The organism is Methylobacterium sp. 142-1Y (assembly GCF_057747795.1).
Window position 1 is genome coordinate 1056070 of record NZ_CM173224.1, and the last position, 22560, is coordinate 1078629.

Annotated in this window: 23 protein-coding genes; 10 read left to right on the plus strand and 13 right to left on the minus strand. The window is 71.1% G+C overall.

From position 1 onward, the window contains the following. Nucleotides 1–242: 242 nt before the first annotated feature. The 6 genes from AC3AOF_RS05000 to AC3AOF_RS05025 form a co-directional block, all read right to left on the minus strand. The gene (locus AC3AOF_RS05000; RefSeq protein WP_488347846.1) at nt 243–2381 is read right to left on the minus strand and encodes a S9 family peptidase; all 2139 of its coding nucleotides are present in this window, start codon (nt 2379–2381) and stop codon (nt 243–245) included. Nucleotides 2382–2448: 67 nt separating this feature from the next. Continuing rightward, a complete protein-coding gene (locus AC3AOF_RS05005; RefSeq protein WP_236991823.1) occupies nt 2449–2877 on the minus strand; it encodes a SufE family protein in 429 nt (142 codons plus the stop codon). A 97-nt stretch (nt 2878–2974) separates the two neighbouring features. Beyond that, nucleotides 2975–3967, minus strand: a complete 993-nt coding sequence (locus AC3AOF_RS05010) for a sensor histidine kinase (protein WP_488347847.1) — start codon at nt 3965–3967, stop codon at nt 2975–2977. A gap of 103 nt (nt 3968–4070) precedes the next feature. After that, complete coding sequence (locus AC3AOF_RS05015) at nt 4071–4460, minus strand: DoxX family protein (protein ID WP_236991821.1); 390 nt, start codon at nt 4458–4460, stop codon at nt 4071–4073. 63 nt (nt 4461–4523) lie between these two features. Next, a complete protein-coding gene (locus AC3AOF_RS05020) occupies nt 4524–5393 on the minus strand; it encodes a S1 family peptidase (protein ID WP_236991820.1) in 870 nt (289 codons plus the stop codon). 122 nt (nt 5394–5515) lie between these two features. Then, on the minus strand, nt 5516–6271 hold the full coding sequence (locus AC3AOF_RS05025; protein WP_488347848.1) for a trypsin-like serine protease: 756 nt from the start codon (nt 6269–6271) through the stop codon (nt 5516–5518). 255 nt (nt 6272–6526) lie between these two features. Here AC3AOF_RS05025 and AC3AOF_RS05030 point away from each other — a divergent pair, with 255 nt between their 5' ends. After that, on the plus strand, nt 6527–6793 hold the full coding sequence (locus AC3AOF_RS05030; protein ID WP_236991818.1) for a BrnT family toxin: 267 nt from the start codon (nt 6527–6529) through the stop codon (nt 6791–6793). Between the two features lie 15 nt (nt 6794–6808). Then, entirely contained in the window at nt 6809–7105 is a 297-nt protein-coding gene (locus AC3AOF_RS05035; RefSeq protein ID WP_488348958.1) for a BrnA antitoxin family protein, read from the plus strand. A 29-nt stretch (nt 7106–7134) separates the two neighbouring features. Here the strand turns inward: AC3AOF_RS05035 and AC3AOF_RS05040 are convergent, their stop codons facing one another. Further along, entirely contained in the window at nt 7135–7752 is a 618-nt protein-coding gene (locus AC3AOF_RS05040; protein ID WP_236991817.1) for an HAD family hydrolase, read from the minus strand. Nucleotides 7753–7869: 117 nt separating this feature from the next. Beyond that, nucleotides 7870–8283, minus strand: coding sequence for a hypothetical protein (locus AC3AOF_RS05045; protein WP_488347849.1), 414 nt, complete (start codon nt 8281–8283; stop codon nt 7870–7872). 311 nt (nt 8284–8594) lie between these two features. On the opposite strand from AC3AOF_RS05045, the gene AC3AOF_RS05050 reads away from it, so the two are divergent. The 5 genes from AC3AOF_RS05050 (at nt 8595) to AC3AOF_RS05070 (ending at nt 13262) form a co-directional block, all read left to right on the plus strand. After that, the gene (locus AC3AOF_RS05050; protein WP_236991815.1) at nt 8595–8972 is read left to right on the plus strand and encodes a PepSY domain-containing protein; all 378 of its coding nucleotides are present in this window, start codon (nt 8595–8597) and stop codon (nt 8970–8972) included. A 46-nt stretch (nt 8973–9018) separates the two neighbouring features. Then, nucleotides 9019–9696 (plus strand): response regulator transcription factor, encoded by a 678-nt coding sequence (locus AC3AOF_RS05055; protein ID WP_236991814.1) that lies wholly within the window; start codon nt 9019–9021, stop codon nt 9694–9696. Beyond that, complete coding sequence (locus AC3AOF_RS05060; protein WP_442919315.1) at nt 9693–11186, plus strand: sensor histidine kinase; 1494 nt, start codon at nt 9693–9695, stop codon at nt 11184–11186. The genes AC3AOF_RS05055 and AC3AOF_RS05060 overlap by 4 nt, the downstream gene beginning before the upstream one ends. A 32-nt stretch (nt 11187–11218) precedes the next feature. Next, nucleotides 11219–12376, plus strand: a complete 1158-nt coding sequence (locus AC3AOF_RS05065; protein WP_488347850.1) for a glycosyltransferase family 61 protein — start codon at nt 11219–11221, stop codon at nt 12374–12376. Nucleotides 12377–12455: 79 nt separating this feature from the next. Next, a complete protein-coding gene (locus AC3AOF_RS05070; RefSeq protein WP_488347851.1) occupies nt 12456–13262 on the plus strand; it encodes an SHOCT domain-containing protein in 807 nt (268 codons plus the stop codon). Between the two features lie 79 nt (nt 13263–13341). Here the strand turns inward: AC3AOF_RS05070 and AC3AOF_RS05075 are convergent, their stop codons facing one another. The 5 genes from AC3AOF_RS05075 to ispH all read right to left on the minus strand — a co-directional run bounded on the left by AC3AOF_RS05075 (nt 13342) and on the right by ispH (nt 17519). Then, complete coding sequence (locus AC3AOF_RS05075) at nt 13342–13581, minus strand: type II toxin-antitoxin system RelE/ParE family toxin (protein ID WP_488347852.1); 240 nt, start codon at nt 13579–13581, stop codon at nt 13342–13344. Next, nucleotides 13578–13862 (minus strand): type II toxin-antitoxin system ParD family antitoxin, encoded by a 285-nt coding sequence (locus tag AC3AOF_RS05080; RefSeq protein ID WP_488348959.1) that lies wholly within the window; start codon nt 13860–13862, stop codon nt 13578–13580. The genes AC3AOF_RS05075 and AC3AOF_RS05080 overlap by 4 nt, the downstream gene beginning before the upstream one ends. A gap of 141 nt (nt 13863–14003) precedes the next feature. Beyond that, the gene (gene tnpC, locus AC3AOF_RS05085; RefSeq protein ID WP_236993540.1) at nt 14004–15287 is read right to left on the minus strand and encodes an IS66 family transposase; all 1284 of its coding nucleotides are present in this window, start codon (nt 15285–15287) and stop codon (nt 14004–14006) included. 121 nt (nt 15288–15408) lie between these two features. Beyond that, complete coding sequence (locus AC3AOF_RS05090) at nt 15409–16383, minus strand: homoserine kinase (protein WP_488347853.1); 975 nt, start codon at nt 16381–16383, stop codon at nt 15409–15411. 134 nt (nt 16384–16517) lie between these two features. Then, nucleotides 16518–17519, minus strand: a complete 1002-nt coding sequence (gene ispH, locus AC3AOF_RS05095) for a 4-hydroxy-3-methylbut-2-enyl diphosphate reductase (RefSeq protein ID WP_236991809.1) — start codon at nt 17517–17519, stop codon at nt 16518–16520. A 230-nt stretch (nt 17520–17749) separates the two neighbouring features. Between ispH and AC3AOF_RS05100 the strand changes: the two genes are divergently transcribed. The 3 genes from AC3AOF_RS05100 (at nt 17750) to AC3AOF_RS05110 (ending at nt 22354) form a co-directional block, all read left to right on the plus strand. Next, nucleotides 17750–19609: a monovalent cation:proton antiporter-2 (CPA2) family protein gene (locus AC3AOF_RS05100; RefSeq protein WP_236991808.1), complete on the plus strand. Its 1860-nt coding sequence runs from the start codon at nt 17750–17752 to the stop codon at nt 19607–19609. Continuing rightward, nucleotides 19602–20978, plus strand: coding sequence for an MATE family efflux transporter (locus AC3AOF_RS05105; RefSeq protein WP_236991807.1), 1377 nt, complete (start codon nt 19602–19604; stop codon nt 20976–20978). The genes AC3AOF_RS05100 and AC3AOF_RS05105 overlap by 8 nt, the downstream gene beginning before the upstream one ends. 140 nt (nt 20979–21118) lie before the next feature. Beyond that, nucleotides 21119–22354: a cytochrome P450 gene (locus tag AC3AOF_RS05110; RefSeq protein WP_488347854.1), complete on the plus strand. Its 1236-nt coding sequence runs from the start codon at nt 21119–21121 to the stop codon at nt 22352–22354. Nucleotides 22355–22560: the final 206 nt, after the last annotated feature.

Genomic DNA, 22560 nt, shown 5'->3' on the forward strand with positions numbered 1-22560 from the left:
ACAGAGCATCAACCTCCGCCGCCGTCCACTGAGCTGCTCTGACTTGCGAGAAGAGGAGCGGGATGGGCTTTTCTCTCCCACCCGCGACCTCATCCTGAGGTGTTAGTCGATCGCAGATCGACTGACCTCGAAGGAGGGCTCCATAAATCTCAGCGATTCCCTGGAGCCCTCCTTCGAGGCTCGCTTTGCTCGCGCCTCAGGATGAGGTTGTGGGTGGGAGCAAGGGTCAATCGAACAGGCGCTTACACCACCGCCTCCGCCCCCACCGCCGCCAGCGCGAAGGCGTAGATCAGCGCCACCTCCTCCAGCCGGTCGAACCGGCCGGCCGCGCCGCCGTGCCCCGCCTCCATGTTGGTGCGCAGCAGCACCGGCCCACCCCCGGTCATGGTGGCGCGCAGGCGCGCGACCCATTTCGCCGGCTCCCAATAGGTCACCCGCGGGTCGGTGAGGCCGCCGAGGGCCAGGATCGCCGGATAGGCTTTGGCCGCGACGTTGTCGTAGGGCGAATACGACAGGATGGTCTCGAAGGCCTGGAGGTCGGCGCCCGGATTGCCCCATTCGGGCCATTCCGGCGGGGTCAGCGGCAAGTCGCCGTCGAGCATGGTGTTGAGCACGTCGACGAAGGGCACGTCGGCGACGATGCCGGCGAACAGCTCCGGCGCGAGGTTGGCCACCGCCCCCATCAGCATGCCGCCGGCACTGCCGCCATGCGCCACGATGCGGCCGGCTCCCGTGTAGCGCGCCTCGATCAGGGCGCGGGCGCAGGCCACGAAGTCCGAGAAGGTGTTGGGCTTCTTCTCGCGCTTGCCGTCGAGGTACCAGCGCCAGCCCTTCTCGGTGCCGCCGCGGACATGCGCGATGGCGTAGACGAAGCCGCGATCGACGAGCGAGAGCGGGTTGGTGCGGAAGGCCGCCGACATCAGCGAGCCGTAGGAGCCGTAACCGTAGAGGAGGAGCGGCGCGGTCCCGTCGAGGGGGGTGTCGCGCCGGTGCAGCAGCGAGACCGGCACCTGCTCGCCGTCCGGCGCGGTCGCGAACAGGCGGCGGGTGACGTAGGAAGCCGGATCGTGGCCGCTCGGCACGTCCTGGCGCTTGCGCAAGGTCCGGTCGCGGGTCGTCGCGTGATAGTCGTAGGTCTCCGCCGGCGTCGTCATCGACGAGTAGGTGAAGCGGATCAGATCGGTGTCGAAGGCGTGGCCCGGCGAGAGACCGAGGGAATAGGCCTCCTCGGCGAAGGCCACGGTATGCTCGGCGCCGCTCGTCGCGTCGCGCACGATCAGGCGCGGCCGGGCATTCTCGAGTTCGAGCCGCACGAGGTGGCGGGCGAGCACGTGCTGGAAGCGGATCATCACCCCGGCGCGATGCGGGATCAGGTCGCGCCAATTCGCCCGGGCCGGGTCGTCGAGGGGCGCCACCGCGATCTTGAAGTCCTCGGCGCCGTCGGCATTGGTGAGCACGAACAATTCGTCGCCGCGATGCTCGACCGAGTAGATCAGCTTGTGCTCGCGCTTCGCCACCACCCGCAGGGGGGCGAAGGGCGTGGCGCGCTCGGCGAGATGGACCTCCGAGGTCTCGTGGTCGTTCGCCGTCACCACCAGATAGGCGCCGGATTGGGTCTCGCCGATGCCGACGAAGAATCCGGAATCGCTCTCCTCGTAGACCGTGTCGTCGTCGCTCTGCGGCGTGCCGAGGCGGTGCAGCATCACGGTCGCGGGGCGGTGGTTCTCGTCGACCGCGACGTACCAGAAGGCGCGTCCGTCGCCGCTCCACACCACGTCGCCGGTGGTGGCGAGGATCTGGTCCTCCAGGTCCCGCCCCGTCGCGAGGTCGCGGACCCGGATGGTGTAGAGTTCGGAGCCCTTGGTGTCGGCGCTCCAGGCGACCAGCCGATGGTCGTCGGAATGGCTGGCATCCTCCAGGCTGAAGAAGGCGTGCCCCTCCCCTTCCCGGTCGCCGTCGATCAGGATCTCCTCGCCTTCGCCGGCGAGATCGCCGACGAGGCCGGGGGTGACACGGTCGGCCGGGCGGCGGCAGACCAGCGGGTGCTGCCCGCCCTCGCGATAGCGGGTGTAATAGGCGAAGGGGCCATCGAGGTCCGGCACGCTGCCGTCATCCTCGCGGATGCGCCCACGCATCTCGGCGACCAGCGTCTCGCGCAGAGCCTTGGTGCCGGCGAGCGCGGCATCCGCGTACGTGTTCTCGGCGTCCAGGAGGGTGCGGATCTCCGCCGGCAGGGCAGCGGGGTCCTTCAGCACGTCCTTCCAGTTCTCCGCCTTGAGCCAGGCATAGGGGTCGGTCACCGCGCGGCCATGGACCGTGACGGTGACGGGCCGGACGGGCGCCGTCGGCGCGGCGGCAGGCGGGCTCAGGCGAAGGGTCATGCGGCTCCCCGGGATGTTGCACGTCGCATGGATGTGCCGTCCCGGGGGCGCCGCTGCAAGGGCGCGCCTACGCCGCGGCGGCCACTCCTTGAGCGTCGGCCCGGATGCGGTCCATCATCGCCCGGGCGCCGTTCGAGCGCTGCGCCGTCAGGTGCTCGGAAAGGCCGAGCGTCTGGAACAGGCCGAGGGCGTCGGCGCGGGCGGCGTCCGAGGCCGTGCGGCCGTCGAAGAACGCGATCAGGACGGCCACCACGCCCTTGGTGATGTGGGCGTCGCTGTCGCCGAGGAAGTGCAGGCGCGGCTCGGGGCCGGAGCGGTCCACCTTCGTCTCGAGCCAGACCTGGCTGACGCAGCCGCGCACCCGGTTGGCCTCATTGTGGGCTTCCTCCGGCAGGGGCGGCAGCTTGCGGCCGAGCTCCATCAGGTACTGATGGCGGTCGTCCCACTCGTCCAGGAACTCGAAGTTGGAGACGATCTCGTCGATGGGCGGCAGCATGGGACCCGAAGGGATTTATGGGGATGAGACCCGGCATATAGGCGGGAGGCGCCCCGCCCGCCACCATCTCAGGCCAGGCGGGCGGGCCGCCACCGTGTCACGCCGGCAGGGTCAGCTCCAGCGGCGCCTCCGGGGTGCCTTTGCCCGAGACCGCGATCTCGGCCTGGGCCGCATAGGCGGCGATCAGCCGGGGGCCGATCCGCGGCACGCCCTCCGGCGGCTCGCCGGCGACGCCGCCCGAGGTGATCCGCACCCGCACCGGATCGGACGGCTTATCCCCCGGCACCTCGACCCGGGTGACGCAGGCTGAGCCCTCGTCGGTGCCGTCGAGGCATTCGGCGACGATCTCGGCCAGGATCATGCCGAGCGCGTTGACCCGGCGCGGCTCCAGGAGAGCGGTGCGCCCGGTCTCGACCGTCACGGCGATCCGTCCGGCCCGGCGCAGCTGGCCCAACCCTTCCGCGAGGCGGGTCAGGTATTCGGCGAGGTCGACGCTGGCGATCTGCGGCGCCTCGTGCAGGTGCTGCTGCACGAGCGCGATCGCCCGCACCCGTTGGCCGAGGGCATCGAAGGCCGGGCGGCAGGGGCCGGCCGCGGCGCGGCCATAGAGGCCGATCAGGCTGACCGTGACCTGGAGGTTGTTGCGCACCCGGTGATAGATCTCGGCCAAGAGCGCGTCCTGCTCGGCCATCGCCCGCGCGGCGTGCTCCTCGGCCTCCTTGCGCTCGGTGATGTCGAAGCAGGAGCCGGCAAAACCGGTGAAATCGTCGCCCTCGTGCAGCGGGTAGGCGTGGCCGTGGACCCACCGGAAGGCGCCGTCGTGGCGGCGCAGGCGGTACTCGGCGCTGTGGGGCCGGCGCTTGGCGTAGGCCGCCGCGAGAGCGGCCTCGTGCCCGGCCCGGTCCTCGGGATGGAGCCCGTCCTTCCAGCCGTGGCCGAGTTCGTCATCGGCGCTCCTGCCGCGGAATTCCGTCCAGGCCGGATTGACGTAGATGAGGCGCGCCTGGGGATCGGCGCGCCAGATCATGAGCCCGGCGCCTTCGGCGAAGCTGCGGAAGGCCGCGTCCGGCAGTGTCGTGTCCGCGGCCATGTCCCTCGCCTGCTCCTGTCGCCGATCGCGCTCCTTCAGGGCCGGTCAACGTACCGGGGGCGCCGCCGTTCCGGCGCCGTCCTTCGGACAAAAAGCGTCATGCTCAGCGACGGTTGAGAGCGAAGCGGCCCGGACCGGCGGCGGCGATCATCAGGAGGCCGCCGATGATCGAGAGGTTCTTCATCGCCTGGATCTGGTTCATGCGGACGGCGTCTCCCGTCATCGCCCAGAAATTGTGGAAAAACACGATCGTCGTCAGGGTGAAGACGGCGAGCAGCACCGAGGCGGCGCGGGCGTAGAAGCCCAGCGCGATCAGCAGGCCGAGGCCGAGTTCGGCCGCGATGGTGAGCCAGGCCAGCACCTCCGGGTAGGGCAGCCCCTTGCTCGAGACCGCGGCGACGACGCCGGCCGGGTTCATCAGCTTCTGGGCGCCGGAGACGCAGAACAGCACGACGACGAGGATGCGGGCGAGACTGAAGACGGCTTGGCTCATCGGACACTCCGGGATCTGATGGAGCCCGTTGGAAGACCTTGCCGCCGAACAGTCAAGCTGTCGTCAGCGCCCCCCGGTCCAGTCCGCCGGATGAGGGCGGTTCCCCGCCGGCATCGCCTCGCCGGGCTCGAAACGGGCGAGCTCGGCGGCTCGCGCGTTGATCCAGCCGGCATGCAGGCCGATCGGCGTGACGGCGGTGAAGCCGCCGCAGGCGGTGCGGACCCGGCCCTGCTGGGCGGCGCCGCTCGACCAGCTCACCACGCCGACGAGCTGGTAGCCGCCGGGGCCGGCGCGCAGGATCGGCCCGCCGGAATCGCCGAGGCAGGCGCCGGCGCCGGCGGTCTCGGCGAGGGTGTGGCGGTCGGCCACCACCGTGACGGTGTTGGCGACCTGGAGTTCGCCCAGCGAGACGAGGCGGGCCTGGCGCAGCACGCGGGCGGTGCCGCGGCGGTTCTCCGCCACCACGCCGTAGCCGGCGATCGCGACGTTGTCCCCTTGCGCGATGTCGCCGCCGGAGCGGGTGTCGAGGGGGCGGAAATCGGGGCCGAGGCGCTGGTCGAGCTTCAGGATGGCGAGGTCGGTGCCGGGCTGGGTCTCGGGCGTGGTGCCGGGCACGAAATCCGGATGCATCGCCGCCGCGATCGCCCGCAGGCGGCGCTGGCGGAAATTGCGGTCGACGGCCACGACCCAGTAGCCGGCCTTGCGCATCACGCAATGGGCCGCCGTCAGCACGAGGTCGGGGGCGATGAGCGAGCCGGAGCACATCTCGCCGGTGGTGCTCTCGATCCGCACCACCGAGCCGCGCAGGCCGTCGGGATCGCGGGTCACCTCGCCCCGGACCACGGCGCCGGCGGAGCCGCTCCACAGGCCGAGGGGCGCGGCCACCGCGAGGGCAGCGAGAGCGGGGCGGAGGCGGAAGGGAGAGACGCGCATGGAACCACCCTAGAAGCGTGCGGCCACGCTCGACAAGTGAAGTCTGGCGGAAGGGGTGTGGTTCCGCACCGGCAGAGAACCGCGGCAGGAACGAAACCATGAGCGTGACGGTGGCAGGAGGCTCACTCCCAGCGCGGCGCGGCGCCCCAGCCCGCCGTCGTGCGGTCGATCCAGGCCCGCTGCGGCGCGACCAGCACGCCCTGCGAAACGCCGCCGCACGGCGACTTTTCCGATCCCTTGCCGGCCCCGCTCGCCCAGGTGGTCACCGCGAGCACGGCCCCGCCGGCGCCGGCGATCGGCCCGCCGGAATCGCCTTCGCAGGCGCCGGAGGCGCTCGCGCCCTTCAGCCAGACCAGGATCCGGCTCGGGCCGTAGGGCTCGACCAGCGGCAGGGTGGCGATGCGGAAGGTGCCGGTGCTGCGATGGTCGCCGGGCCGCGCCACGCCGTATCCGCCGAGCGTCAGCGGCGTGCCGGCGGCGACCGGCGCCTCGGTCAGGGCGGCCGGGACGAAGCGGGCCGGCAGGGCGGTGTCGGTGCGCAGGAGCGCGAGGTCGATCGAGCGCCGCCGCCCGGCGATGGCGCCGGCATCGTAGCCCGGATGCACCGCCCGGGCAGCGACCCCGAGAAGTACCGGCTCCCCTTTCTCGTCGCGAAAATGCACCCGGTGCTCGGCCCCGGGCGCGGCGCAATGGGCGGCGGTGAGCATCACGTCGCGGGCGAGCACGATGCCGGTGCAGACCCCGCCGCGGGAGGACAGCACCATCACGCTGGAGCGCGCGAGCGCCGCACCGGGCGCCTCGCTCCCGCCGACCACGGCCTGGGCGGGGGTGGCGAGGGTGAGGAGGGCGGCGAGGAATGGGAGGGTTGGGCGGATCACGTCGCTCTCGGGTCGGCGGGTCTGGCGCCCTGCCCTGCCCGATCGGGCGTGGGAGGTCCAGGGTGGTGGGCTGCGATGATCGACGGAGGTGCGGAGATCGGCAGTCGGTCGGATTCGGATGATCGCGGCGGCAGTTTCGAGGCGATCGGCAGACCCGGGCAGATTGTTGGGCGGAGACAGGGACCGAGCCGACATTTTTTGTACGCACGAAAATCTTGCGTGCGAGGCCTCCGCATGGAACGGTGAGACCTGCGGATGGTCTGGGACGAGTTCAAGCGCGAGGGCAACATCCGCAAGCATCGGATGGATTTTGCCGATGCGCGCGACCGGTTCGAATGGATGGACGCCGTGGTCGAGGCGGCCAGGCCCGCGTCGGACGGCCGCCCGCGCTTCCTTGCGATCGGTTTCCTCGATGGGAAGCTCGCGTCCCTGGTCTTTGCCCTCGTCGGCAGCGAGGCCATCTCAGCCATCAGCCTATGGCGGGCAAGCCGCAGTGAGAGGAGTCGCAATGACCACGCGTAAGGCGAGCCTACCCCCCTGACTGACGCCGAGGAGGCGGAGATCCAGGCCGGCATCGCGCAGGATCCCGACAATCCGGAGATCACGGCGGAGCGATTTGCGAGGATGCGGCCAGCCGCCGAGGTGCTGCCGCCCGCACCCTATACAGCATTGACGCGCCCGCGCGGCCGGCCCAGGGCCGACGTGACAAAGGTGCCAGTGACCATCCGCCTGGATCGCGACGTGGTCGAAGCGTTCAAGGTAACGGGCGATGGTTGGCAAACCCGGATGAACGGCACCCTGAAGCGAGCGGGGAGGCGGCTCGGCACGCGTTGAGACGATTGACGCCCGTCAGATCAGCAATCCTACACATCCATTCCCCGCGCCGCGAGGTCCCGGCGCAAGGCGTCGACCGACGTGAAATGATGGGCGTGGAGCCCCGCCTCCCGCGCGCCCGCGACGTTCTCGGGCAGATCGTCGGTGAACAGCACCGCCGACGGCCTCACCCCGAGGCCCGCGAGGCAGCGCTGGTAGCAGGCGACATCGGGCTTGGCCGTGCGGAACGAGGCCGAGGCGTGGATCCGATTCCCGAACAGGGGCCGCAGTTCCGGGCACAGCACGTCGATGTGTCCCGTCAGCAATTCCGAGTTGTTCGTCAGGATGGCGACGGCCGTCGCGGCCCTCACCCGCTCGACCAGCGCGAGGACCTCCGTGTCGGGCGCCATCGCGGCGCGGCGCGCCTCCAGCCAGTCCGTCAGGCTGACCGGATATCCGATCCGCTCGCCGAAGGCCTGGAGATAGGCCCGGGGCGAGAGAGCGCCGCTATCGCCCTGGAACTCCAGGCCGCTGTCCCAGATCGCGGCGTAGATGGCGTCGGCCGGGATGCCGGTGATGCCTGAAAGATAGTCGACGCGCCGGCGGCGGTCGTAGTGGTACAGGACGTTGTCGAGGTCGAACAACACGAGTTCGATGTCAGCGGCCATGCTCGCCGATGCCCCCTGCTCCGAGTCGACCGGGACGGACACAGCTCCGCCGCGTCCGCCGATGACAGCGGAAGCCGACTCGGACCTTTCGTCAACCCCGTCGATCACCGCTCCGTCTCAGGGCTCCGTCATCGCGACCGACGCCGGCACCAGCCGCGGCGGCGCAGGCACAGCGTCCGGTGGCGCCAGCGCCACCGAGGGCGGCACCGGCCCGAGACACCCGGTGCAGACCGAGGCGATCGCCCGGTTGGCCCGGGCGGTGATCCGCGCCTCGAACGCCTCCCGGGCCGCCGCGGCACGGGCGACGGCCGCCTGGCGCGCGGCTTCCGCCTCCCGGGCGGCCTCGGTCGCGTCGGCGCCCGGACCGTCCTCCGGCGCCTCGTCCCGCGGGCGGATGCGCAGCAGCAAGGGCGCGCTCCCCAGATCGGCGATGGCGGCCGCCGGCGTCATCACGGGGGTAGCGTCCTGGGCGAAAGCCGCTCCGGCGCAGCACCAGACGGCGGCGAGGAACGGGAAAGCGGCGGAGCGCATGGCCTCTCCCTGGATGGTGGCCGGCAGGGTCGGCCGGCGCGGTGAACGCAGCCTTAACCATAACCGCCATGCCGCCGGATCGGTTCACCCGCGCCAGGAAAACCACAGTGCCAAGACACAGTGCCAAGACACAGTGCCAAGACACCGACCCAAGACACCGACCCACGACACCGACCCACGACACAGCCTCAAGCCACGGCCGGCCCCAGCCGGACCTCGCGGCACACGAGGATGTGACCGCCCCGACGCTCCCGACCCAGGCACTTTCGCATTCAGGGTGCATTCAGTGCCCGGCGACGATGGTCCCCGGCATGCGCCAGCTCGTTCTTCTCCTGCTCCCCGCCGTCGTCGGCCTCGCCGGCGCCTCGGGCTGGCTCGCGGCCGCGGAGGAGCGGGACGAGACCCCCACCGGGGCGGTGCCGGCCCGGCCGGTCAAGGCCGCCGAGACCGCCCAGACCTGCCTCTCCTCCGGCGACCTGCGCGAGGCGGTGGCGGAGAAGCGGGTGGTCGAGCCGGTGGCGGCGATCCGGGCGGCGCGGGCCGCCGTGCCGCGGGCCGACATCGTGCGGGCCAATCTCTGCCGCCGGGACGAGGTGCTGGTCTACATGCTGACGGCCTTGCGCAAGGACGGGCAGTTCGTGCACGTGATGGTGGATGCCCGGTCGGGGAAAGTGGCCGGCCAGTGGTGAAACGCGGGTCTGCCGCGGATTTGCTGTGAGCGAAGGGATTCGGGTCGTGCGTCTGCTCGTGGTCGAGGATGACCGGGATCTCAACCGCCAGGTCGTGAGCGCCCTGGAGGAGGCGGGCTACGCCGTCGACAAGGCGTTCGACGGCGAGGAGGGCGCTTTCCTCGGCGAGACCGAGCCCTACGACTGCATCATCCTCGACATGGGCCTGCCGAAGGCCGACGGCGTCTCGGTCCTGTCGGGCTGGCGCCGGGCGCAGGTGAAGACGCCGGTCATCATCCTCACCGCCCGCGACCGCTGGAGCGACAAGGTCAACGGCTTCGATGCCGGCGCCGACGACTACGTGACGAAGCCCTTCCACATGGAGGAGCTGCTGGCGCGGGTCCGCGCGCTCCTGCGCCGCACCGCCGGCCACGCCACGAGCCAGATCAGCGTCGGCCCCGTGGTGCTCGACACGCGGTCGGGCCGCGTCTTCGTCGACGGCAGCCCGGTCAAGCTCACCTCGCACGAGTACCGGCTGCTCTCCTACCTGATGCACCATACCGGCCGGGTCGTCTCCCGGGCCGAACTGACCGAGCACCTCTACGACCAGGATTTCGACCGCGACTCGAACACCATCGAGGTCTTCGTCGGGCGCCTGCGCAAGAAGCTCGCGGTCGACCTGATCCAGACCGTGCGCGGCCTCGGCTACCTGATCGACGCGGGCGCCGGCGGAAAGCAGCCGTGACCGGTCCCGGCCGGGCCGCGGCCGAGGCAAAGCCGGAAACGGGGCTCGCCGGCGGCGTCGCCCCCGCCACGCCGCGCCGCTGGTTCGGCTGGCGGCCGTGGCGCAAGCGCTCGATCGCGGTGCGCCTGGCGGTCTCGTCGCTGATCTCGAGCGCGCTGATCCTGCTGATCGCCGGGCTGATCCTCTCGACTCTCTACCGCGAGACCACCGAGCGGGCCTTCGACAGCCGGCTCCTCGTCTACGCCAACGATCTCGCCACCAACCTCGTCTCCCCGTCCGATTCCGAGGCGCGCAGCTTCGGGGCGCTCGGCGATCCGCGCTTCGACCTGCCCCTGTCGGGCTGGTACTGGCAGGTCGGCCGGCCCAATGCCCGGCCGCGGGACCTGCGCACCTCGCGTTCCCTCGTCGGCGTGCCGCTCCAGCCCCCCGACAACGCCGTCGGCGAGGCCGGGGCCGGGCAATTGCGCAAGGGCTACGGCAAGGCGCAGGACGACCGGCCGTTGCGCATCATCGAGCGCACCGTCGATCTCGGCGAGGAGGGCCGCTACATCGTGCGGGTCGCCGGCCCGTCGGACGAGATCGCCGCCGACATGCGGCGCTTCACGCTGGCGCTCACCACCACCTTCTCGCTGCTCGGCCTCTCGCTCGGCCTCACCACCCTGCTGCAGATCCGCTTCGGCCTCGCGCCCCTGATCAAGCTGCGGGCGGCCCTCGGCGCGATCCGCCGCGGCGAGGCCGACCGCATCTCGGGCGAGTATCCGCGGGACATCGCGCCGCTGGCCGGCGAGGTGAACCTGCTGCTGGAGACCAACCGCGAGATCCTGGAGCGGGCCCGCACCCAGGTCGGCAACCTGGCGCATGCGCTGAAGACCCCGTTGAGCATCATCGTCAACGAAGCCTCGGCGGGGGACGCCAACAGCGAACTCGCCGTGAAGGTGCGCGAGCAGGCCGCGGTGATGCGCGACCAGGTGAACTACCACCTCGACCGGGCCCGGGCCGCGGCTTTGGCCGGCGCGCTCGGCACCTTCACCGACGTCGAGCCGGTGGTGGCGGCTCTGGTGCGCACCTTCGGCAAGATCTTCTACGACAAGGACCTGACCTTCGACACCAGCGTCACCCCGGGCTTGCGCTTCCGCGGCGAGCGCCAGGATTTCGAGGAGATGATCGGCAACCTCGTCGACAACGCCGCCAAATGGGCCCATGCCCGGGTCTCGATCCGCGCCGAGGTGATCGGCCAGGGCGAGTACCCGCACCTGATCGTCACGGTGGAGGATGACGGGCCCGGCCTGCCGCCGGAGGCAAGGGCCGCGGTGCTGGAGCGCGGCCGGCGGCTCGACGAGACCAAGCCCGGTTCGGGCCTCGGCCTCTCCATCGTCTCCGACCTCGCCGCCCTGTATCGCGGGCGCCTGCGTCTCGACGCGGCCGCCCTCGGCGGCTTAAGGGCAGTGATCGAAGTGCCGGGGGATGCGAGCCCGGCGGCGCAGCCCTGAGGCTTCGCGGGCGACGGGAACTCAAGTTCGGCATGATCCTGCAGCGGAGCGAAGCGTTCTACGGCCGTGCCGACGTGCGGCAGGGCCGGCCGGCCCTGCGCCTGGTCGAGGATGCCCACTACCTCATGCGGGTGCCCGACCTCGACAAGGTGCCGGTGATCTTCGACGCCGCGCGCCGGATGGTGCCCGAATCCCTCGACCACCACAGCGGCGACCGCACCCCGACCTGGCAGACGACCGAGTGGCCCGCGCATCAGGGCCCGGTGACCGACGAGGCGCCGGAGGGCACCTATCTCTATGTCGGGGCGATCCACCCGCATTACGGCCACTTCGTCATCAACACCCTGGCGCGGTTCTGGCCGCTCCTCGACCTCGACGGGAGGGGCCTGCGCCCGACCCTGCTCTGCCACGGGCCGGGACTCGACGCCGACTGGAGCGGCACCCCGTTCATCCCGGAGATCCTCGGCCGCTTGGGCCTCACCGTGATGGATCTCGCCAGTTTCGGCCGGCCGGTCCGGATCCCGACCCTCCTGGCGCCGCAGGCCGCCCTGCAGCAGGACGATTACGCCTTCCCGGTCATGGCCGATCTGTGTCGGGAGATCGGGCGCGGCTACTACGCGCCCGAGGAGGTCGATGCCGACCCGCAGCCGGTCTACCTCTCGAAGACCCGCCTGACCGGCGGCGTGCGGCGCTTTTCCAACGAGGAGGCGGTGACGCACGTCTTGGAGCGCGAGGGGGTGCGGATCGTCCACCCGGAGCTCCTGAGCTTTCCCGAGCAGGTGCGCCTCTTCGCCCGCCACCGGGTGATCCTCGGGGCCAACGGCTCGGCCTTCCACACCCTGCTCTTCGCGCCGCCGGGTCGGCGGGTGATCGCGCTCGCCGACCGGCTCAAGCTGAGCGGGACCTACCGGCTGATCGACCTCATCACCGGCACGCAGGCGCATTACTACTACCCGGTCGGAACCAGCAGCCACGCCGGCGACGGCTTCACCGTCAACTTCCTGCTGCGGGAGCCCGAGACCGTGGCGGCGGAACTCCTCGACAAGATCGCCCGGATCGACTCCCTGCGGGAGAGCGACCTGCGCGCCGATCCGGGCTCCTGGCACCTCTCGCCGACGATCCCGCCCCTGCCCCGCCGGCCCGGCGGGCTGCTGGGACGCCTGCGCGGGATGTGGCCGGGGACCGGCTGACGCCTGGTGCTTCCCGGGGGCGTTCCCCTCGGGCAGGGACTGCGCTAAGTCCGGCTTCTGCTCCGGAGCGACCTGACCGATGCCCGACCTCGACGCGATCGCCGCCCGCCACGGCGTCGGCCCTGATGCCGTCCGCCACCTCCTCGACGCGCTCGCCCGCGGCCACGGCCGGATGGCGCAGTTCAACCATCCCGATCTCGGCGGCATGGGTCAGTGGTCCGCCGGCGGGATGACGATGATCGGCGACATGTTCAATTCCGGTCTCAAGGCCAGGGTCGTCGCGCTCTGCGACGAGCTGGCGCCGCTCGCCACCGGGGAGAACCAGGGATCGGGCTGGGGATCGAGCCAGAGCCAGGGTTCCGGCTCGGGCGGGTCCTGGAATCAGTCGGAGGGTGGACCTTGGGGCGGCTCCTGGTGGCCGGACGGCCTCGGCCAGCCGGCGACCTCCGGCTCGCAGAACGACACGCGTTACGCCTTCTTCCCCGAATCCCGCCGCCTGGCGATCGAGACCGGCGGCCGGGTGACGCTCTACGACACCGGCGACCACCAGATCGGCGGCGTCTCGCAGCAGCAGGGCTCTTCGTACTCCTTGAGCTTCACCAGCCAGCACGGCCCGGTGCGGCTGGAGGAACTGCCGGTGGTGGGGGAGCCTGCGCAAAACGAGGGCAGGCAGGAGGCGGGCCCCGCGCCCCAGGCCGCGTCCTATGCTGCGCCCGAGCCGGAGGCTTATTCGCCGCCGGCCCCCTCGAAGCCGGCCGATGCCCCGACCGCCCCGACCGGTGACGTCTTCGGAATGATCGAGCGCTTATCGGAGCTGCACCGCAAGGGCGTGCTGACCGAGGCCGAGTTCGCCGCGAAGAAGACGGAGCTGCTGGCGCGGTTGTGAGGAATGTCGGGCCGGGCGTGCCCTACGGCGCATCGTCCGCGTCGAAAGCGGCCTCGACGTTCCGGCCCGCGTAGAGGATTCAGTCGATCACCACTTGGTCGATCGTGACCCTGCGCTCGAATCCCGTCACCCGTGAACCCGGGCGAAGGTCGCCACGTCTTCGCCCGCGCTCCGGAAAGGTCGCGAACCCTTCGCAATGGGCCAGGATCCGCTCGACATAGCCGAGGGCGCGCGTCGTCCCGGCCGTCTCCGCAACATGGTCGTCGATGCCCTGCAGATCGGTTTCGGCCTCCGGTGAGAGGACGACCGTCGGGCTCACCGATCGGCATCCCACAGCCGGGCGGCATGGCGGTCACGAAGACCGGCGCGCACGTCATCCACGGATCGTCCGCGGCTCGGGTCGCCGATCATCGCATCGTAGGCCCTCACGACCTCGTCGCGCAGCCAGGTTTCGACCGCCGTGTCGCGCTCCTGCAGGGCTCTCAGACCGGCCCGCACCACCTCGCTGCCGGTCGCATAGGTGCCGGAGGCGACCAGGCTGTCGATATAGTGCGATTGCTCGTCGGGCAGGCTGAAGGTCCGCTTGGTCGTGGCCGCGATGATCGCAGCTCCCCCGGATGGTCGACGCCGTCGGTATGATTTTTTCATACCGCCTTCGACAAGGGAAGGTAATTACCCAGGGGGTATTTTTCGGCACGCGCGTTTTCCGCCCCCCCCTCTTTCACTTGGAGGGGGGGTTGCTCAGGCGGTGATGGTCGCGAGCAGGGTGGTGAAGGGCGTGGCCTTGGTCCGGAGGGCGGCGGTGGCGACGACGGTGCGCACGTCTGCCTCGCCTTTGGCCGCCCACATCGCCCGATAGCCGTTTGTCACCTTGCGCTGGACCACGGCCGGCCGGAGGTCGCGCTCGCAGGCGTTGTTGGTCACGTCGACCTTCCCCGGGAAGGCCACGAAGGTCAGGAGCTGGTCGCGCGCCCGCTGCATCCGGGTCTGGAGCGCTCGGGTGAGGTCGCAGGTGGCGGGCACCTTCAGGAGGGCGTCGAGATCCCCCTCCAACTCGCGCCGTTTGCGCGCCAGGGTCGAGGCGGCCAACGCGGTCAGCCGGCGGGCGAGCCCGAAGGCGTTGTCGAGCCACCACTTGAACCGCAGGGCGAGCAGGTCGTCGCTGGCTTCGGCTGCATAGGCCACGTCGCGGGCGAGGTGCGCCAGGCAGGTCTGCTGGCGCTCGCCGTGTCCCTGCTGGGCCGAGTACCGGTCCGAGAGCCACACCAAAGGCCGGTGCCCGGCCATCACCTCGCCGACGACAGCAGCAGACCGGCTCGGGGCGGCGTGATGCACCACCGCCTCCTCGCAGCGGAACACCCAGTGCCAGCTGTTGGTGCCCTCGATCCGCACCCCGGTCTCGTCCGAGGCCACCACCGGCGCCTGCCGCAGACGCGCCAGCGCCGCGTCCCGGCCCCCGGCAAAGCAGCCTTGGGCGCGCCGCAGCACGTTCATCAGCCCGCCCTGGCTGAGCTTCAGCCCGAACAGGTCCGACAACGCCGCCTGCAACCGTTCGTAGGACAGCGCCTGGAAGGTCTTCAGGTAGGTCGCCACCGCGTGCAGCCGCGACCCGAAGGGTGTCGCGTCGGCTCCCGCCGGGCGTCGGGCGGCGACCCGGGTCCGGCAGGCCGGGCAGGTCACGCACAGGCGCCGGTGCTGCTCCACCACCGGGCGAACCAGCGGCAGGTCGATCCGCTCGTGCACGCTGACGACCTCGGCCGGAAGGTCGGCCGGCAGTGGTTCGCCGCACGACGAGCAGGCGCAGGGCCGATGCTCCACCACCTGATCCGGATCCGGGGTCAGCGCCCGCTTGTGGCCCTCATGCCCGGGCTTGGCCCCGCCGGGACGGGACTTCTCCCGCCTCTCCTTGCGATCCGTGGCCGGCGGCTTGGACGAGGTGCGCGAGGTCTTCTCCGGCCGGTGCAGCTTCAGCACCAGCTCGATCAGTTCCTCCTTGCTCAGGCGCTCCAAATCGCTGCGGCTCATCCCGACAGGGAATCAGCCAAACCATCAGACGGCAAGGGGGGGCGACATGACACCTAAGCCGCGACCGAGCCGCCCGTCACGGCACCCCCCTGGGTAATTACAAGGGAAGAGCTGCCGCGCGCTATCTCGCCACCGCGCTCCACCCATACTCCTCCGCCGCCGCGACCTTGCGGTGGAAGGCGAGCCTGCGGTCGTATTCGAGCGGGTCCTTCGGCTTCACCAGGGCGCCGGGGGGCACGTTGAGCCAGTCGACGAGGCGGGTCAGCATGAAGCGGAGCGCCGCGCCGCGGGCGAGCAGCGGGAGCGCCGCGACCTCGCGCGGGTCGAGGGGGCGCACGGCCTGGTAGGCGGCGATCATCGCCTGGCCCTTGGTGCGGTTGAACGCGTAATCCGCCTCGAAGCACCAGGCATTGAGGCAGATCGCCAGATCGTACGCGAAGGAATCGGTGCAGGCGAAGTAGAAGTCGATCAGGCCCGACACCTCGTCGCCGAGGAAGAACACGTTGTCGGTGAAGAGATCGGCGTGGATGACGCCGCCGGGCAAATCCTGCGGCCAGGATTCTTCGAGGAGCGCCAGGTCCGCGCGGGTGCGGGCGGCAAGTCCCGGGGCGACGCGGTCGGCTTGCGGCTCGGCCGCCTCGAAGAGCGGGCGCCAGCCCGCGACCGAGAGGGCGTTCGGCCGCTGCATCGGGAAATCGGCCCCGGCGGCGTGCAGGCCGGCGAGCGCCGCGCCCAGCGCCCGGCAATGCTTGACCCCCGGCCGGCGTACCGAGACGCCCTCGAGGAACGACACGATCACGGCCGGCCGGCCGCAGAGCCGCCCCAGGGTGGCACCGTCGCGGGTGCGGATCGGCTGTGGGCAGGCCAGGCCGTTCGCCGCCAGGTGCTGCATCAGCCCGAGGAAGAACGGCAGGTCGCCCTCCTTCACCCGCTTCTCGTACAGCGTCAGGATATAGGCGCCGGTGGTGGTGTGCAGGATGAAGTTGGTGTTCTCCACCCCCTCGGCGATGCCCTTGTAGGACAGGAGATCGCCGATCTCGTAGGCGGCGAGAAAGGCGGCCAGCGCCTCGTCCGGAACCTCGGTGTAGACCGCCACGGCCGTTCTGCTTTGCTCGAAGAGATGGGATGGAGACGCAGCGTCGCGCGTCGCTGCCGGAACCGCAAAAGGTTCGCGCCTCCCTTCCCCTTGTGGGGAGGGGAGGCGCGAACCTTGTAACCGGTCGTGTGATGTTACTCAGCCGCCTCGCTGCGCAGCTCGCGCGGCAGCGGGAAGACCATGTCCTCGGTCGTGGTCGAGACGGTGTCGACCGTGACCTCGTAGCGGGTCGCGAAAGCGTCGATGATCTCTTCCACCAGCACCTCGGGGGCCGAGGCGCCGGCGGTGAGGCCGAGCCGGCGGATGTTGGAGAAGGCGTCCCAGTCCAGATCCTCGGCGCGGTTGACGAGCCGGGTGATCGGGCAGCCGACCCGCTCGGCGACCTCGCGCAGGCGCTGCGAGTTCGAGGAGTTCGAGGAGCCGACGACGATCAGCGCGTCGACGAGGGGGGCGACCTGCTTCACCGCCTCCTGGCGGTTGGTTGTGGCGTAGCAGATATCGTCCTTGTGCGGGCCGACGATCTTGGGGAACTTCTGCTTGAGCGCCTCGACGATGTGGTGGGTGTCGTCGACGGACAGCGTCGTCTGGGTCACCCAGGCGAGGTTGTCGCGGCTCTCGGGCTCCAGCGCCTCGATCTGCTCGATATCCTCCACCAGGGTGATCGAGCCCTTGGGCAGCTGGCCCATGGTGCCGACGACCTCCGGGTGGCCGGAATGGCCGACCAGCAGCACGTGGCGGCCGCGCTTGTGGTGGATCTCGGCCTCGCGGTGGACCTTGGTCACCAGCGGGCAGGTCGCGTCGATGGTGGTCAGCCCGCGGGAATTCGCGTTCTGCGGCACGGTCTTGGCCACGCCGTGGGCGGAGAAGATCACCGGGGCCTTGCCGTCCGGCACCTCGTCGAGCTCGGCGACGAAGACCGCGCCTTTGCGCTTCAGGCTCTCGACCACGTACTTGTTGTGCACGATCTCGTGCCGCACGTAGACGGGCGGGCCGTAGAGGGCCAGGGCGCGCTCGACGACGTCGATGGCCCGCACCACGCCGGCGCAGAACCCGCGCGGCGCGCAGAGGAGGATCTCGAGGGGCGGCTTCGCGGGCGCGGCGGCACCGGCGTCGGTCTGGTTCACGGAGGCGCTCATGATCCGGGATGTGGCGAGGCGGGACGGTCCCTGTCAACCTCTTGTGCCACGCAATCGTGGCGATCAATAGGTCGCGCGCGTGACGGGTCCCCTGCGGCACGCGCGCGACGGTCGGCACGGGACACGCACACGGGATACGCGAAACGGGGTGAAGACCGGGTTAGCCCGGCGGCCCGGTTCGGGGTAAGGGGAGGCTTGAGCCGACCTCGAACCCGGGAGAATCCCGCGCGATGGCGACCGCCGCCGACCACGCCAGCTTCCTGCCGCCGGTCCTGACCTTCCTGTCCGCCGCGGTGATCGGCGTGCCGATCTTCCGCCTGCTCGGGCAGAGCGCGGTGCTCGGCTACCTCGTGGCCGGCGTCGTCATCGGCCCGTCGGGCCTCTCGCTCATCACCGAGCCGGAGACCGCCCGCAGCGTCTCGGAACTCGGGGTGGTGCTGCTCCTGTTCATCGTCGGGCTGGAGCTCGAGATCTCGCGCCTGATCTCGCTGCGACGCGACATCCTGGGCCTCGGCACGCTCCAGCTCGGGCTCTGCGCCCTGGCGCTCGGCGGCCTCGGCTTCCTGTCCGGCCTGTCGGGCGGCGCCGCGACGGTGATCGGCATCGCGCTCGCCCTCTCGGCGACCGCGGTCGCGCTCCAGCTCCTGGAGGAGCGCCGCGACCTCGCGGCCCCTTACGGCCAGCGCGCCTTCGCGGTGCTGCTGTTCCAGGACCTGTCGATCGTCGGCATCCTGGCGCTGCTGCCGCTCGTCGCCCAGACCGGGACGGGCGAGGGCGGCGAGGCCTGGCTCGGCACGGCTTTGCAATCGGCCGGCACGGCGGTCGCGGCGGTGATCGGCGTGGTGCTGGTCGGGCGCTACGGCCTCAACCCGTTCTTCCGGCTGCTCGCCGCCAGCGGCGCCCGCGAGGTGATGACGGCGGCCGCCCTCCTCGTCGTGCTCGGCACCGCCCTCGTCATGGAGGAGGTCGGGCTGTCGATGGCGATGGGGGCGTTCCTCGCCGGGCTGCTGCTGGCCGAATCGAATTTCCGCCACCAGCTGGAAGCCGATATCGAGCCGTTCCGCGGCATGCTGCTCGGCCTGTTCTTCATGAGCGTCGGCATGTCGATCGACCTCGGCCTCGTCGGCCAGAACTGGCTCGGCCTCACCGTCGCCACCGTCGGGGCGATCCTCATCAAGGTCGCGCTGGTGGCAGGCCTCTTTCGGCTGTTCGGCTCGTCCTGGCTCGACGGCCTGCGCGGCGCCGCCGTGCTGGCGCCGGCGGGCGAGTTCGCCTTCGTGCTGCTGCCGGTGGGCCAGGAACTCGGCCTCGTCGACGGGCAGTCCGGGCGCCTCGCCATCGCGCTCGCCGCCATCACCATGCTGATCGGCCCGATCGGCGCCAAGGTCCTCGACGGGGTGCTGGCGCGGCGCACCACCGCCCCGCTCGAACCCGAGCCCGAGGCGATCGAGGGCGCGGAGGCCCGCGTCCTGGTGATCGGCTTCGGCCGCTTCGGCCACATCCTCAACCAGGTGCTGCTGGCGCAAGGCCTCAGTGTCACGGTGATCGACAAGGACGTGGAGCAGATCCGCAGCGCCGCCCGCTTCGGCTTCCGGGTCTATTACGGCGACGGCACCCGCCTCGACGTGCTGCGCTCCTCGGGTGCCGGCAAGGCCGAGGTGGTCTGCATCTGCATCGACGATCCGGAAGCGACCCTCAAGATCGTCGATCTCGTCCATGCCGAGTTCCCGGCCGCCCGCACCTATGTCCGGGTGTTCGACCGGGTGCAGGCGATCGAGGCGATGGGCCGCGACGTCGATTACCAGATCCGCGAGACCTTCGAATCGGCCCTCGCCTTCGGGCGGGCCACCCTGGAGGCGCTGGGCCTCCCCCCCGAGGAGGCGGCCCGCACGGTCGACGACGTGCGCAAGCGCGACCTCGCCCGGCTGGTGCTGCAGCAGGCCGGCGATCCCCTCGACCGGACCGACCCCCTGCGCAGCCTGGTGCGGATCAAGCCCGAGCCCCTGACCGCGCCGCTCCACGCCTCGCACGGCCTCAACCCCGAGACCGAGGACATCATCGCCCGCGAGCGGGCCGGCGCCGATGGGTGAGGTGCGCCCGCCGGAGACCGGCCCCGCTCCCCCGCCCGCCCGCTTCGTCACCGGCTCGACCTTCCGCCACGTCGTGGTGATGGGGGCGACCGGCTCGGTCGGCCTGATGGCGATCTTCGTCGTCGATCTGTTGTCGCTGCTCTACATCGCGCGGCTCGGCGATCCGGTCCTGACGGCGGCGGTGGGCTTTGCCACCATCGTCCAGATCTTCGCGGTCTCGATCAATATCGGGATGATGATCGCCGTCGGCGCCCTGGTCTCGCGGGCGCTCGGCAGCGGCGACGTCGCGCGGGCGCGCCGCCTCGCCGCCTCGTCCCTGGTGCTGGCGGTCGTCGCCTCGGGCCTCGTCACGGCGCTGATGCTGCCGCTGCTCACGCCGTTCCTGACGCTGATCGGCGCTGGCCCCGAGACCGTGCCGGCGGCCCGGACCTTCCTGTGGATCGCCCTGCCCTCGACCCTGCTGATGGCCGTGGGCATGGGGTTCTCCGGCGTGCTGCGGGCGGTCGGCGACGCAAGGCGCGGCATGAACGTCACGCTCGCCGGCGCCGCGGTCACGGTGATGCTCGACCCGCTGCTGATCTTCGGCCTGCATCTCGGGATCGAGGGGGCGGCGACCACCATCGTCATCGCCCGCCTCGCCTTTGCCTGGGTGGGCTATGCGGGCGCGGTGCGCGTCCACCGGATGGTGGCGAAACCGACCCTCGCGGCAGTGATGGCCGATGCCGGGCCGATCCTGCGCGTCGCGTTGCCCACCGTGCTCACCAACCTGGCGCCACCGGTGGCGAGCGCCTTCCTCGCCCACGTCATGGCGGGGTTCGGCACCGCGACGGTCGCCGGCAACGCGGTGGTCGACCGGGTGGTGCCGGTGGCCTTCGGCGGCCTGTTCGCGCTCTCGGGCGCCGTCGGCCCGATCCTCGGCCAGAACTGGGGCGCCGGCCGCTTCGACCGGATGCGCGCGACATTGCGCGACGCCGCCCTGGTCACCGGCCTCTACGTCGCGGCGGTCTGGCTCGCGCTCGTCTTCGCCCGCGGGCCGCTCACCGCCCTGTTCGGGCTCGACGGAGCGGGCGCCGACCTGCTGGCCTTCTTCTGCCTCGCCGGCGGGGCGATCTGGTTCTTCAACGGACTGCTCTTCCTCGGCAACGCCTCGTTCAACAATCTCGGCTTCCCGCTCGCCGCGAGCGCCCTCAACTGGGGCCGGGCGACTTTGGGCACGATGCCGACCGCCTGGCTCGGCGCGCATCTCGCCGGGCCGGAGGGAGCGATGGCCGGGATGGGGATCGGGTCGGCCCTGTTCGGTGTGGTGGGGCTGGCCCTGGCGTTCCGGACGGTGGGGGTGCTGGAGCGGCGGGAGGTCGCGAGCCGTTAGGCGATGGGGGAACGGCTGCCCCCGTGATGTCCCACCCCTCGCGATGTCACCAAGCAGGGGCCGTCCCATCACCGTGCCCCGCTGAAATCCGGCTTGTTCCGGTTCATGGTATCGGCCAGGGCAATTTCAGGAAGGCGACGATGGCCACAAACACGCACGCGGCCGCCCCGGACGGCTCGCCAACGGACCTCGTCCTCGTCCCCCGTGCCGTCCTGGAGGCCGATCCGCACGCCGTCCTCGCGCAATACCGCGCCGCCGTCCCCTGCATCCGCACCGACGACGGCGCGGTCATGGTGCTGCGCGCCCGTGACGTCCATGGCCTCGTCACCGATCCGCGCACGCGGCAGGTGGAGACCGAATTCGCGCGGCTGCGCGGCATCACATCGGGGCCGCTGTTCGAGTTCTTCCGGCAGACGGTGCTCCTCTCCAACGGCGAGGTCCACCAGCGTCGCCGCGCGCCGATCGCCCGCACCTTCGCGTTTCAGGTCGTGGCGGCCCTGCGCCCGCGCATCCGGGCCCTCGCGGAAGGCCTGGTGGCCGAGCATGCGGCCCGCGGCCGGATGGACCTGCTCGACGACTACGCCGCCCCCCTCCCCGCCCGGGCGATCGCGCTGATCCTGGGCCTCCCCGAGCGCGACGTGCCGGACTTCACCGCTTGGGTCTACGCGGTGTCCCGCGCCCTGACCTCGGTCTGGAGACCCGAGGATTTCCCCGAGAGCGACGAGGCGGCGCGCCGGCTCATCGCTTACGTCGAGGACCTGGTGGCGGAGCGCCGCAGCAGCCCGCGGGACGACCTGATCTCCACCCTGCTGCCGTCCATCGCCGAGGACGATCCGGAATCGGCTGCGGAGACGCGCATGCAGATCGTCTCCCTGATCCTCGCCGGCAGCGACACCACGCGGGCGGCGCTTGCGATCCAGACCGGCCTGCTGCTCGCGCACCGGGACCAATGGGAGGCGGTCTGCCGCGACGAGGCGCTGATCCCGGGCGCCGTGGCCGAGGCGTTGCGCTTCGAGCCGGCGGTCGGGTCGTTCCCGCGCTTCGCGCTGGCCGACATTCCCCTGGAGGGCGCCGTGCTGCCGGCGGGCGCGCTGTTGTCGATCTCGACGCTGTCGGCGATGCGCGATCCGGCCCTCTACGCCGATCCGGACGTCTTCGACATTCGCCGGAGCGACCACCCGCGCTGGCACCCGGTCTTCGGCGGCGGCGCGCATCGCTGCCTCGGCGAGGCGCTGGCCCGCATCGAGCTGGAGGAGGGCCTGCGAGCGCTCACTCGCCGGCTGCCCGGCCTGCGCCTCGATCGACCGCTGACCGTGCGCGGTTCGTCCGCGATCCGCCGGGTGGACGCGCTGCCGGTGTCGTGGTCCACAGCGTAAGAATCGGAACAGGCAAGATCCCCTCTCCCGGGTGAGCGCCGTTGCATTCACACATCTCGGTCCGATCGTTCTCCTCATGGAAAGTCGCGCGCCCCTCCCCCCAGGCGATCTCGGGCTTGCCGGAGATCGCTCAAGCTTGTGGGGAGGAGTTGGAGGTGGGGGTGGTGCCGGAGAGACCTCGGCGGTGCCTCCTGCACCATCCACAC

What these genes read in the sequence shown, in the direction of transcription:
- AC3AOF_RS05000 (WP_488347846.1), bottom strand. Translation starts at nt 2,381, where the DNA reads ATGACCCTTCGCCTGAGCCCGCCTGCCGCCGCGCCGACGGCGCCCGTC.
- AC3AOF_RS05005 (WP_236991823.1), bottom strand. Translation starts at nt 2,877, where the DNA reads ATGCTGCCGCCCATCGACGAGATCGTCTCCAACTTCGAGTTCCTGGAC.
- AC3AOF_RS05010 (WP_488347847.1), bottom strand. Translation starts at nt 3,967, where the DNA reads ATGGCCGCGGACACGACACTGCCGGACGCGGCCTTCCGCAGCTTCGCC.
- AC3AOF_RS05015 (WP_236991821.1), bottom strand. Translation starts at nt 4,460, where the DNA reads ATGAGCCAAGCCGTCTTCAGTCTCGCCCGCATCCTCGTCGTCGTGCTG.
- AC3AOF_RS05020 (WP_236991820.1), bottom strand. Translation starts at nt 5,393, where the DNA reads ATGCGCGTCTCTCCCTTCCGCCTCCGCCCCGCTCTCGCTGCCCTCGCG.
- AC3AOF_RS05030 (WP_236991818.1), top strand. Translation starts at nt 6,527, where the DNA reads ATGGTCTGGGACGAGTTCAAGCGCGAGGGCAACATCCGCAAGCATCGG.
- AC3AOF_RS05040 (WP_236991817.1), bottom strand. Translation starts at nt 7,752, where the DNA reads ATGGCCGCTGACATCGAACTCGTGTTGTTCGACCTCGACAACGTCCTG.
- AC3AOF_RS05045 (WP_488347849.1), bottom strand. Translation starts at nt 8,283, where the DNA reads ATGCGCTCCGCCGCTTTCCCGTTCCTCGCCGCCGTCTGGTGCTGCGCC.
- AC3AOF_RS05050 (WP_236991815.1), top strand. Translation starts at nt 8,595, where the DNA reads ATGCGCCAGCTCGTTCTTCTCCTGCTCCCCGCCGTCGTCGGCCTCGCC.
- AC3AOF_RS05065 (WP_488347850.1), top strand. Translation starts at nt 11,219, where the DNA reads ATGATCCTGCAGCGGAGCGAAGCGTTCTACGGCCGTGCCGACGTGCGG.
- AC3AOF_RS05070 (WP_488347851.1), top strand. Translation starts at nt 12,456, where the DNA reads ATGCCCGACCTCGACGCGATCGCCGCCCGCCACGGCGTCGGCCCTGAT.
- tnpC (WP_236993540.1), bottom strand. Translation starts at nt 15,287, where the DNA reads ATGAGCCGCAGCGATTTGGAGCGCCTGAGCAAGGAGGAACTGATCGAG.
- ispH (WP_236991809.1), bottom strand. Translation starts at nt 17,519, where the DNA reads ATGAGCGCCTCCGTGAACCAGACCGACGCCGGTGCCGCCGCGCCCGCG.
- AC3AOF_RS05100 (WP_236991808.1), top strand. Translation starts at nt 17,750, where the DNA reads ATGGCGACCGCCGCCGACCACGCCAGCTTCCTGCCGCCGGTCCTGACC.
- AC3AOF_RS05105 (WP_236991807.1), top strand. Translation starts at nt 19,602, where the DNA reads ATGGGTGAGGTGCGCCCGCCGGAGACCGGCCCCGCTCCCCCGCCCGCC.
- AC3AOF_RS05110 (WP_488347854.1), top strand. Translation starts at nt 21,119, where the DNA reads ATGGCCACAAACACGCACGCGGCCGCCCCGGACGGCTCGCCAACGGAC.